Annotated in this window: 7 protein-coding genes; all 7 read left to right on the forward strand. The window is 65.4% G+C overall.

All coding sequences use genetic code 11. From position 1 onward, the window contains the following. Positions 1-19: 19 nt before the first annotated feature. The 7 genes from atpA to murA all read left to right on the forward strand — a co-directional run bounded on the left by atpA (position 20) and on the right by murA (position 7,110). Positions 20-1,660, forward strand: coding sequence for a F0F1 ATP synthase subunit alpha (gene atpA, locus ACFXKN_RS29595; protein WP_378963591.1), 1,641 nt, complete (start codon positions 20-22; stop codon positions 1,658-1,660). A 58-nt stretch (positions 1,661-1,718) separates the two neighbouring features. After that, positions 1,719-2,690 carry a F0F1 ATP synthase subunit gamma gene (locus ACFXKN_RS29600; protein WP_378963590.1) on the forward strand — a complete coding sequence of 324 codons (972 nt, stop codon included), beginning with the start codon at positions 1,719-1,721 and terminating at the stop codon, positions 2,688-2,690. Positions 2,691-2,715: 25 nt separating this feature from the next. Then, positions 2,716-4,164 carry a F0F1 ATP synthase subunit beta gene (atpD, locus tag ACFXKN_RS29605; RefSeq protein WP_378963589.1) on the forward strand — a complete coding sequence of 483 codons (1,449 nt, stop codon included), beginning with the start codon at positions 2,716-2,718 and terminating at the stop codon, positions 4,162-4,164. 6 nt (positions 4,165-4,170) lie between these two features. Further along, entirely contained in the window at positions 4,171-4,548 is a 378-nt protein-coding gene (locus ACFXKN_RS29610; protein WP_378963587.1) for a F0F1 ATP synthase subunit epsilon, read from the forward strand. 186 nt (positions 4,549-4,734) lie between these two features. Continuing rightward, positions 4,735-5,163, forward strand: coding sequence for a DUF2550 domain-containing protein (locus ACFXKN_RS29615; protein ID WP_378963738.1), 429 nt, complete (start codon positions 4,735-4,737; stop codon positions 5,161-5,163). Continuing rightward, positions 5,160-5,738, forward strand: a complete 579-nt coding sequence (locus tag ACFXKN_RS29620) for a cob(I)yrinic acid a,c-diamide adenosyltransferase (protein ID WP_378963583.1) — start codon at positions 5,160-5,162, stop codon at positions 5,736-5,738. Before ACFXKN_RS29615 ends, ACFXKN_RS29620 begins: the two co-directional genes overlap by 4 nt. A 91-nt stretch (positions 5,739-5,829) precedes the next feature. Continuing rightward, positions 5,830-7,110, forward strand: a complete 1,281-nt coding sequence (gene murA / locus ACFXKN_RS29625; protein ID WP_378963582.1) for a UDP-N-acetylglucosamine 1-carboxyvinyltransferase — start codon at positions 5,830-5,832, stop codon at positions 7,108-7,110. Positions 7,111-7,395 lie beyond the last annotated feature (285 nt).

The raw sequence follows: 7,395 nt of genomic DNA on the forward strand, positions 1-7,395 counted from the left end.
CAGCGAGAGCAGGAACAACATGGCGGAGCTGACGATCTCCTCCGACGAGATCCGTAGCGCGATCGAGAGCTACACCCAGAGCTACACCCCGGAAACCTCCATCGAAGAAGTCGGCCTCGTGACCGACACCGGCGACGGCATCGCGCACGTCAGCGGTCTGCCTTCGGCGATGGCCAACGAGCTGCTCGAGTTCCCCGGCGGGGTCCTCGGCGTTGCGCTGAACCTCGAGGACACCGAGATCGGTGCCGTCATCCTCGGCGAGTACGCCTCGCTGGAAGAGGGCCAGCAGGTCCGCCGCACCGGCGACGTGCTCTCCGTCCCCGTGGGTGACAAGTTCCTCGGTCGCGTCGTCAACCCGCTCGGCCAGCCGATCGACGGCCTGGGCGAGATCGAGTCCGACGAGCGCCGCGTGCTGGAGCTGCAGGCCGCGTCCGTGCTGGAGCGTCAGCCGGTCGAAGAGCCGCTCGCCACCGGTATCACCGCGATCGACGCGCTGACCGCCATCGGCCGCGGCCAGCGTCAGCTGATCATCGGCGACCGCAAGACGGGCAAGACCGCCGTCGCGATCGACGCGATCCTGAACCAGAAGGCGAACTGGGAGACCGGCGACGCCGACAAGCAGGTTCGCTGCATCTACGTCGCGATCGGCCAGAAGGGCTCCACCATCGCGGGCGTCAAGACCGCGCTCGAGGAGCACGGCGCGATGGAGTACACCACCATCGTCGCGGCCCCCGCGTCCGACTCCGCCGGCTTCAAGTGGCTGGCTCCGTACACCGGTTCGGCCATCGGCCAGCACTGGATGTACCAGGGCAAGCACGTCCTCATCGTGTTCGACGACCTGACCAAGCAGGCCGAGGCGTACCGCGCCATCTCGCTGCTGCTGCGTCGTCCGCCGGGCCGCGAGGCGTACCCCGGTGACGTCTTCTACCTGCACTCCCGTCTGCTGGAGCGTTGCGCGAAGCTGTCCGACGAGATGGGCGCCGGCTCGATGACCGGTCTGCCGATCATCGAGACCAAGGCCAACGACGTCTCGGCGTTCATCCCGACCAACGTCATCTCCATCACCGACGGTCAGGTCTTCCTCGAGTCCGACCTGTTCAACAAGGGCGTCCGCCCGGCGATCAACGTCGGTACCTCGGTCTCCCGTGTCGGTGGCGCCGCGCAGACCAAGGCCATGAAGAAGGTCGCCGGTTCGCTGCGTCTGGAAATGGCGCAGTACCGCGAGCTGGAGGCGTTCTCCGCCTTCGCCTCCGACCTCGATGCCGCGTCGCTGGCGCAGCTCGAGCGTGGTGCCCGCTGGGTCGAGCTGCTCAAGCAGGACCAGTACTCCCCGGTCTCGGTCGAGGATCAGGTCGTCTCGATCTTCCTGGTCGACGCCGGCTACTACGAGTCGGTGCCCGTCGCCGACGTGCGTCGCTTCACCGCCGAGCTGCTCGAGTACCTGCACGGTGCGACCCAGAGCTCGTTCGACGCGCTCGAGGGTGGCAAGAAGCCGCTTGCCGGCGAGGCCGCCGACGCGATCAAGGCCGAGACCGACAAGTTCAAGCAGGGCTTCCTCGATTCGGATGGCAAGCGCATCGTGAACGAGGCTGCCGCAGGCGAGCTGGACCACGAAGAGGTCGAGTCGCTGTCGGTCACTCGCAAGCACGTCGACAAGTAAGCCGGGTCATGATGTCGGCAATTTCCGATCTGGCGAATGAAGGGAGTGTGAACCGCTAGTGGCAAGTTTGCGCGAATTGCGCTCCCGCATTCGTGGTGTGAATTCGATCAAGAAGATCACCAAGGCTCAGGAACTGATCGCGACCTCGCGAATTTCCAAGGCCCAGGCCAGGGTTGCGGCTGCCAAGCCGTACGCCGAGGAGATCACCAAGGTCCTCGGCGAACTGGCGAGCGCTTCGAAGAACCTGTCGCACCCGCTGCTGACCGAGCGTCCCAATGCTCGTCGGGCCGCTGTCCTGGTGATCACCAGTGACAGCGGTATGTGCGGTGGCTACAACTCGAACGTGCTCAAGCGTGCCGAGGAGCTCATGACCTCGCTGCGTGGCGGCGGCAAGGAACCCGTTCTGTACGTGATGGGCAGTAAGGGCATCACGTACTACAAGTTCCGTAACCGTCCGTTCCAGGCATCGTGGGCAGGCTTCTCTCAGCAGCCCAAGTACACCGATGCGTCGTCCGCGTGCCAGCACCTGGTCGAGGCCTTCATGGCCGGCTCCGACAGCGAGGTCACCTCGCTCGACGGCACCGGAACCATCGAGGGTGTCGACGAGCTGCACATCGTGTACACCAAGTTCGTGTCGATGCTGACCCAGAACCCGGAGGTGCGCCGCCTGGCGCCGATCCAGGTCAGCTACGTCGACGAGAACTACGAGCTCGGCGACGACATGATGTCGGACTCGCCGAACGCGGTGGCCACGGCACAGTACGAGTTCGAGCCGGACGCCGATGTACTGCTCGGGGCGCTGCTGCCCAAGTACATCAACACGCGTATCTACGCATCGTTGCTCGAGGCAGCGGCATCCGAGTCCGCGGCTCGGCGCACCGCAATGAAGGCGGCGACCGATAACGCCAACGAGCTGGCCAATGTGCTCCAGCGCGAGGCGAACTCGGTGCGTCAGGCCCAGATCACGCAGGAAATCAGCGAAATCGTCGGCGGCGTCAATGCGCTGGCGTCGAGCTCGGACCGCGACTAAGTAGCGCAGGAAGAGAACCAATCTAATGACCGCAGCTGTCACTCAGGACAACGCGAAGAAGGCGGGCGAAACCGCTGGACGCGTCGTCCGTGTCATCGGCCCCGTCGTGGACGTCGAGTTCCCGCGTGGCGCCATCCCCGAGCTGTTCAACGCTCTGAACTCCGACATCGAGCTCGCGTCGGTGGCCAAGACCCTCACCCTCGAGGTCGCTCAGCACCTCGGCGACAACATCGTGCGCACCATCTCGATGCAGCCGACCGACGGCCTGGTCCGTGGCGCGAGCGTCACCGACACCGGCAAGCCGATCTCGGTGCCTGTCGGCGACATCGTCAAGGGCCACGTGTTCAACGCCCTCGGTGACTGCCTCGACACTCCCGGCCTCGGCCGCGATGGCGAGCAGTGGGGCATCCACCGTCAGCCGCCGAGCTTCGACCAGCTCGAGGGCAAGACCGAGATCCTCGAGACCGGCGTCAAGGTCATCGACCTGCTGACCCCGTACGTCAAGGGCGGCAAGATCGGTCTGTTCGGTGGTGCCGGTGTCGGCAAGACCGTGCTGATCCAGGAGATGATCACCCGTATCGCTCGCGAGTTCTCGGGCACCTCGGTGTTCGCGGGCGTCGGTGAGCGTACTCGTGAGGGCACCGACCTCCGTCTGGAAATGGAAGAGATGGGCGTCCTTCCGGACACCGCCCTCGTCTTCGGCCAGATGGATGAGCCGCCGGGCACGCGTATGCGCGTGGCCCTGTCGGCGCTGACCATGGCGGAGTACTTCCGCGATGTCCAGCACCAGGACGTGCTGCTCTTCATCGACAACATCTTCCGTTTCACCCAGGCCGGTTCCGAGGTCTCGACCCTGCTGGGTCGCATGCCTTCGGCCGTGGGTTACCAGCCGACGCTGGCGGACGAGATGGGTCAGCTCCAGGAGCGCATCACCTCGACCAAGGGTCGCTCGATCACCTCGCTGCAGGCGATCTACGTCCCCGCCGACGACTACACCGACCCGGCGCCGGCGACCACCTTCGCCCACCTGGATGCGACGACCGAGCTTTCGCGCCCGATCTCGCAGAAGGGCATCTACCCGGCCGTCGACCCGCTGACCTCGACCTCTCGTATCCTCGAGGCTTCGATCGTCGGCGAGCGCCACTTCCGGGTTGCCAACGAGGTCAAGCGGATCCTGCAGAAGTACAAGGAACTGCAGGACATCATCGCCATCCTCGGCATGGACGAGCTCTCCGAAGAGGACAAGGTCCTCGTCGGTCGCGCCCGTCGCCTGGAGAAGTTCCTCGGTCAGAACTTCATCGTCGCCGAGAAGTTCACCGGCCAGGTCGGCTCGGTCGTTCCGCTGGAGCAGACCATCGACGACTTCGACCGTGTCTGCAAGGGCGAGTTCGACCACTACCCGGAGCAGGCGTTCAACTCCTGCGGTGGTCTCGACGACGTCGAGGCAGCCGCGAAGAAGATCCTCGGGAAGTAGTCCACTATGGCGGAGATGACAGTTGATCTCGTAGCTGTCGAACGCAAGATCTGGTCCGGCCAGGCTTCGTTCGTCAGCGCGCAGACCACCGAAGGTCAGATCGGCATCATGGCAGGCCACGAGCCGCTGCTCGGTCAGCTCGTCGAGGGCGGCACGGTTTCGATCGTGTCGACCGACGGCGAGCGGATCGTCGCCGCGGTGCACGGCGGCTTCTTCTCGGTCACCGCCGACACCGTGCGTGTGCTGGCCGAGTCCGCGGACCTCGCGGGCGAGGTCGACGTCGACGCGGCGCGCAAGGTGCTGGCCGACGCGAGCGCCACCGAAGTGGAGCTGCGCGCGGCGCAGGGCCAGGTGCGCGCGGTCGAAGCGACCGTAACCGACTGATCGCAGTAGTACGACGCCCTGCCGGCGAGGAACTTCGGTTCCTCGCCGGCAGAGTTGTTTGCGCCGCCTTTTTCCTGGGGATAGATGATCCGGCCGGAACGCCGACCAGCGGGCGTGATTGAATGGGGGAGCGGGGGTTTTGTGACACCGGCAAGAGCGAAAGGGCGTACGGCATTGCAAACCGGGATGGTTCTCCTGATCATTCTGGTGCTGACGCTCGTGTTCGTAGCCGGTGCTTCGACCTATCGCCTGGTGATGTTGCGCCGCGGGGGCACGGCCGCGCTACTTCGCACACTGCCCGCGCGCGGCGGCCAAGGCTGGCGTCACGGGCTCATTCGCTACGACGAGGATCGCCTCGTCTTCTTCAAACTGACCAGCCTGAAATTCGGTCCCGACTCGACGGTGCATCGGCAGGGCCTCGAGATCGTCGAGCGCCGAGCGCCGCAGGGCGACGAATTCGACATCATGAGCGATGACATCGTGGTGGTAGCCGTCACCGATCCGCAGAACAGTTTCGAGCTAGCGCTCGACCGCGGTTCGATGGCGGCTTTTCTGTCCTGGGTGGAGTCGCGACCGTCCGATCGCGCCCGCCGTACTCGTGGAGGCCCGTCGTGAGTGTGCACCTGACCCGGATCTACACCCGCACGGGTGACGACGGTACGACCGGCCTCAGCGATTTCTCCCGCGTCGCCAAGAACGATCCCCGGCTGATCGCGTATGCCGACTGCGACGAGGCCAATGCCGCGCTGGGTGTCGCCGTTGCCCTCGGAGCGCCCGAACCCGCGGTGCTGACGGTGCTGCTCCAGATCCAGAACGATCTGTTCGACGCGGGCGCCGATCTGTCCACCCCGGTTGTCGCCGAACCGAAGTACCCCCCGCTGCGCATCACCGGGCCCTATATCGACCGGCTGGAGAAGTGGTGCGATGAGTTCAACGACGGTCTGGCACCGCTGAATTCGTTCATTCTGCCCGGCGGCACGCCGTTGGCTGCGTTGTTGCACACAGCGCGCACCGTGGTGCGCCGCGCGGAGCGATCCGCGTGGGCGGCCGTCGATTCTCACCCCGACGACACCAGCGTGCTGCCCGCGAAATACCTGAATCGACTCTCGGACCTGCTGTTCATCCTCAGCCGGGCCACCAACCCCGCCGGCGACGTGCTGTGGCAGCCCGGCGGCGGACTGCCGCGCTGAAAGCGACTCTCCGAGGCGGAGAATCGGTCGGTTTCTTGTTCTTTCGTGACAGGGGGGCGTGTCGTCGCGTGACGGTCGATAAGCTGGCGTGGTGAGCGAACGGTTTCTGGTCTCCGGCGGCAATCGACTCGTCGGCGAGGTCGCGGTCGGCGGCGCGAAGAACAGCGTGCTGAAGCTGATGGCTGCCGCGTTGCTGGCCGAGGGCACGACCACCATCACCAACTGCCCGGACATCCTCGATGTCCCCCTGATGGCGGAGGTCCTGCGCGGCCTCGGCTGCGATGTGACGATCTCCGACGACGTCGGCGGCGACAACTCGGTGGTGACCATCGATACCCCCGCCGAACCCAAGTACCACGCGGATTTCCCCGCGGTGACCCAGTTCCGTGCGTCGGTATGTGTGCTCGGTCCGCTGATGGCGCGCTGCAAACGTGCCGTCGTGGCGCTACCCGGTGGTGACGCGATCGGTTCGCGTCCCCTCGATATGCACCAGGCAGGCCTACGCCTGCTCGGCGCGACCAGCGAGATCGAACACGGGTGCGTCGTCGCCCGCGCCGACGAGCTGCAGGGTGCGCGGATCCGCCTCGACTTCCCGTCGGTCGGCGCCACCGAGAACATCCTGATGGCCGCGGTCCTCGCCGAAGGGGAAACGGTCATCGACAACGCGGCGCGCGAGCCCGACATCGTCGACCTGTGCACCATGCTCGTCCAGATGGGTGCGCGGATCGAGGGTGCCGGTTCCTCGGTGCTCACCGTGCAGGGCGTGAAGAGCCTCTCGCCCACCACGCACCGGGTGATCGGCGACCGTATCGTCGCCGCCACCTGGGGAATCGCCGCCGCGATGACCACCGGCGATGTCCGGGTCACCGGCGTGAACCCCAAGCACCTGGCCCTGGTGCTGGACAAGCTCCGCTCGGCCGGCGCGCGAATCTCCTACGAGCCCAATGGCTTCCGGGTCGTACAGGCCGAGCGTCCGCGCGCGGTGAACTTCGCGACGCTGCCCTTCCCCGGCTTCCCCACCGATCTGCAGCCGATGGCCATCGGCTTGGCCGCCATCGCCGATGGCACCTCGATGATCACCGAGAACGTCTTCGAGGCGCGGTTCCGTTTCGTGGAGGAGATGATCCGGCTCGGCTCCGACGCCCGGACCGACGGTCACCATGCGGTGGTCCGTGGGATCCCGCGGTTGTCGAGTGCGCCGGTCTGGTCTTCCGACATCCGTGCGGGTGCGGGCCTGGTACTGGCCGGCCTCGTCGCCGATGGTGTCACCGAAGTCCACGACGTCTATCACATCGACCGCGGCTACCCGAGGTTCGTGGAGCAGATGCAGGCGCTCGGGGGACAGGTCGAACGAGTCGATACGCCAAAATAGGGCCTCTGACCAGCCGATTTGACTTCGTGTTTGTCGGCACGTAACTTTATTCGAGTCAGAGCGACACGGACACCGACTCAGCCGCCCAGCGGGTGAGACACGAGGTAGGACGTTGAGCGCCTGACTGATCATGTGTTCAGAGGAACCTCGGATCGGATTTGCTTCCGGCTGGTTGTCTGAGCTAAAGTACGAACCCTTGCCTCACCGAAACCCCTACTAGATGTTGTGGGTAGAAGTGTGTGCGTGTGTTCTTTGAGAACTCAATAGTGTGTCGATGAATGTCAG

The organism is Nocardia sp. NPDC059195, assembly GCF_042754695.1.
Taxonomy (GTDB): Bacteria; Actinomycetota; Actinomycetes; order Mycobacteriales; family Mycobacteriaceae; genus Nocardia.